The 2644-nt window shown below is 73.3% G+C and carries 3 protein-coding genes; 1 reads left to right on the forward strand and 2 read right to left on the reverse strand.

Going from position 1 to position 2644, the window contains the following annotated elements; all coding sequences use genetic code 11:
• The coding region (locus tag OZN99_RS29305) for a YifB family Mg chelatase-like AAA ATPase (RefSeq protein ID WP_270938748.1) at positions 1-1261 on the reverse strand (1261 nt) is incomplete at its 3' end.
• A 127-nt stretch (positions 1262-1388) separates the two neighbouring features.
• On the opposite strand from OZN99_RS29305, the gene OZN99_RS29310 reads away from it, so the two are divergent.
• Positions 1389-2033, forward strand: coding sequence for a PEP-CTERM sorting domain-containing protein (locus tag OZN99_RS29310; protein WP_270938749.1), 645 nt, complete (start codon positions 1389-1391; stop codon positions 2031-2033).
• Here OZN99_RS29310 and OZN99_RS29315 read toward each other — a convergent pair.
• Positions 2030-2644, reverse strand: a 615-nt coding sequence (locus tag OZN99_RS29315; RefSeq protein ID WP_270938750.1) for a histone deacetylase family protein, incomplete at its 5' end; no start/stop codon positions are given. The genes OZN99_RS29310 and OZN99_RS29315 overlap by 4 nt on opposite strands.

The raw sequence follows: 2644 nt of genomic DNA on the forward strand, positions 1-2644 counted from the left end.
GGCCGCGGTCGCGCGCCGCGGCGACGCGGGCGGCGACGGTCGCGGTGCTCTCGCCCGCCGGCGCGCGGGCGAGTTCCGCGGCGGCGATCGGCTGCACCTCGATCACGATGTCCATGCGGTCCAGGAGCGGGCCGGAGAGGCGCATCTGGTACTCCTGCCCGCAGCCCGGCGCCCGCGCGCATTCGCGTGACGGATCGCCGAGGTAGCCGCAGCGGCAGGGATTCATCGCCGCCACGCACTGGAAGCGCGCGGGGTAGGAGACATGCGCGTTGGCGCGGCTGATCGTGGTGCGGCCCGTCTCCATGGGCTGGCGCAGCGCCTCCAGCGCGGGGCGCGGGAATTCCGGCCATTCGTCCAGGAACAGCACGCCGAGATGCGCCAGGCTGATCTCGCCCGGCTTCGCGCGGTGCCCGCCGCCGACCAGCGCGGGGACGCTGGCGGAGTGGTGCGGGTCGCGGAAGGGGGGGCGGCGGATCAGCTTGCCGCCCTGCAGCATCCCGGCGACGGAATGGACAAGCGACACCTCCAGCGCCTCGGCCGGCGTCAGGTCGGGCAGCAGGCCGGGCAGGCGCGCGGCGAGCATGGACTTGCCGGCGCCGGGCGGGCCGACCATCAACAGGTTCAGCCCACCCGCCGCCGCGATCTCCAGCGCGCGCTTGGCGGATTCCTGGCCGCGCACCTCCGCCAGGTCGGGGCCGCGCCAGGGCTCGGCATCCAGCGGCGGGGGCTGCGGCGGGCTCAGCAGCTGGCGGCCGGTGAAGTGGTTGACCAGCGCGGGCAGGTCGTGCGGGGCCAGCACCTCCACGGTGCCGGCCCAGGCGGCCTCCGGCCCCTGCTGGCCGGGACAGACCAGCCCGAGCTCCCGCGCGCCGGCGGCGATGGCGGCGGGCAGCACGCCGGCCACCGGTGCCAGCGTGCCGTCCAGCGCCAGCTCACCCAGCGCCGCGAATTCCGCCACCGCGTCACGGGGCACGATCTCCATCGCGGCCAGGACGCCGAGCGCGATGGGCAGGTCGAAGTGGCTGCCTTCCTTGGCGATGTCGGCCGGCGCCATGTTCACCAGCACGCGCTTGGGCGGCAGGGAGAGGCCGATGGACGTCAGCGCGGCGCGCACCCGTTCCTTGCTTTCCGCCACCGCCTTGTCGGGAAGCCCGACGACGAGGAAGGCGGGCAGGCCGGGGGCGATCTGCACCTGGACCTCGACGGGCACGGCCTCGATGCCGCTGAAGGCGAAGGTCGGGATCCGAGCAATCGGCGTCACGGAACCCAGGGTTGGATTTTCCGGCGGACAAAGCAACCTTTCCTTGCGGCGCGACGGGCTTTCCACCATCGCAGCGCCGTAGCTATCCTCCTCCGCAATAAACCTCATCCGCGGGGAGAGACCGCACATGGCACGCGCAACAGCTTCCGCCGCGATGGCGCTGGCACTGGGCCTGGCCTGGGCAACCCCGGGCCAGGCGGCGATCCAGACCTACGCCTTCACCGGCACGGTGAACTTCGCCGTGAATGTCGGGCCGACCATTGCGATCGGGCAGGCGGTGAGCGGCTCCTTCACGCTGGACACCGCGACGCCTGCGGGCGGCGGCTCCGACGCGACTGCCGCGAACTACGCCGCGATCACGGCCTTCAGCATCACCCTCGGCAGCTACACGGCAACCTCGACCGACGGGCGGGTCGGGATCAAAAACGACACGACGGATGTCCTCGCCATCCGGGGCTTCCCAATGAACGGCGCCCCGATCAACGGGCAGGTGCCGAGCGTCGCGATCATCGAGCTGTACGACTCGACCGGATCGGTCTTCGGGCCCGCCGATGCCGGGCTGCCGGTTCCCTTCCTCTTGAGCGCCTTCGACAGCACGGACGGCGTCTTCGAATTTGCTGCGGACAATCCCGGCCAGGCGGGCTTCACCATCGACGGCTTCCGCCTCGTTCCTGCCGCGGTGCCGGAGCCGGCGGCGCTCGCGCTGTTCGGGCTCGGATTGGCAGGGCTGGCCGGGCTGCGCGCGCGGCGGCGCGAGGCGAGCCCGGCCTAACCGCCCCAGGCGCCGAGGAAGCGCGCCAGCAGGGTGCCGATCACCTCGACGTTGTAGCCGCCTTCCTGGACAAGGGCGACCGGCAGGCCGAGGCCCGCGACCACCCGGGCCGCCTGCGCGAAGCCGTCCTCCGTCACGCGCAGGAAGCCCAGCGGCTCGTGCTCGCTGGCGTCGAAGCCCAGCGAGACGACCAGCGCCTCTGCCCGGAAGGCGCGGATCGCGTCCAGCCCGTGGCCGATGGCCTCCAGCCAGCCGGCATCGCCCGTGCCCTGCGCCAGCGGCAGGTTGAGGTTGCAGCCGGTGCCCGGCCCCGCGCCGCGCTCCCCGGCATGGCCGACGAACCAGGGGTAGTAGGCGTTCGGGTCGCCATGGACCGAGACGGTGAGCACGTCGGCGCGCTTCCAGAAGATGCCCTGGGTGCCGTTGCCGTGGTGGCTGTCGATGTCGAGCACCGCCACGCGCGCGGCGCCGGCCACGCGCAGCGCCTCGGCGGCGATGGCGGCGTTGTTGACGTAGCAATGGCCGCCCGCACGGGCCGCATAGGCGTGGTGGCCGGGCGGGCGGCAGAGCGCATAGGCCGTCCGTCCGGCCGCCGCCTCCTGCGCTGCGGC

Origin of the sequence: Falsiroseomonas oryzae, assembly GCF_027856955.1 — a bacterium.
In the GTDB taxonomy this organism is placed as follows: domain Bacteria; phylum Pseudomonadota; class Alphaproteobacteria; order Acetobacterales; family Acetobacteraceae; genus Falsiroseomonas; species Falsiroseomonas oryzae.

Coding starts and splice junctions, on each gene's coding strand:
- OZN99_RS29310 (WP_270938749.1), top strand. CDS start 1,389: ATGGCACGCGCAACAGCTTCCGCCGCGATGGCGCTGGCACTGGGCCTG.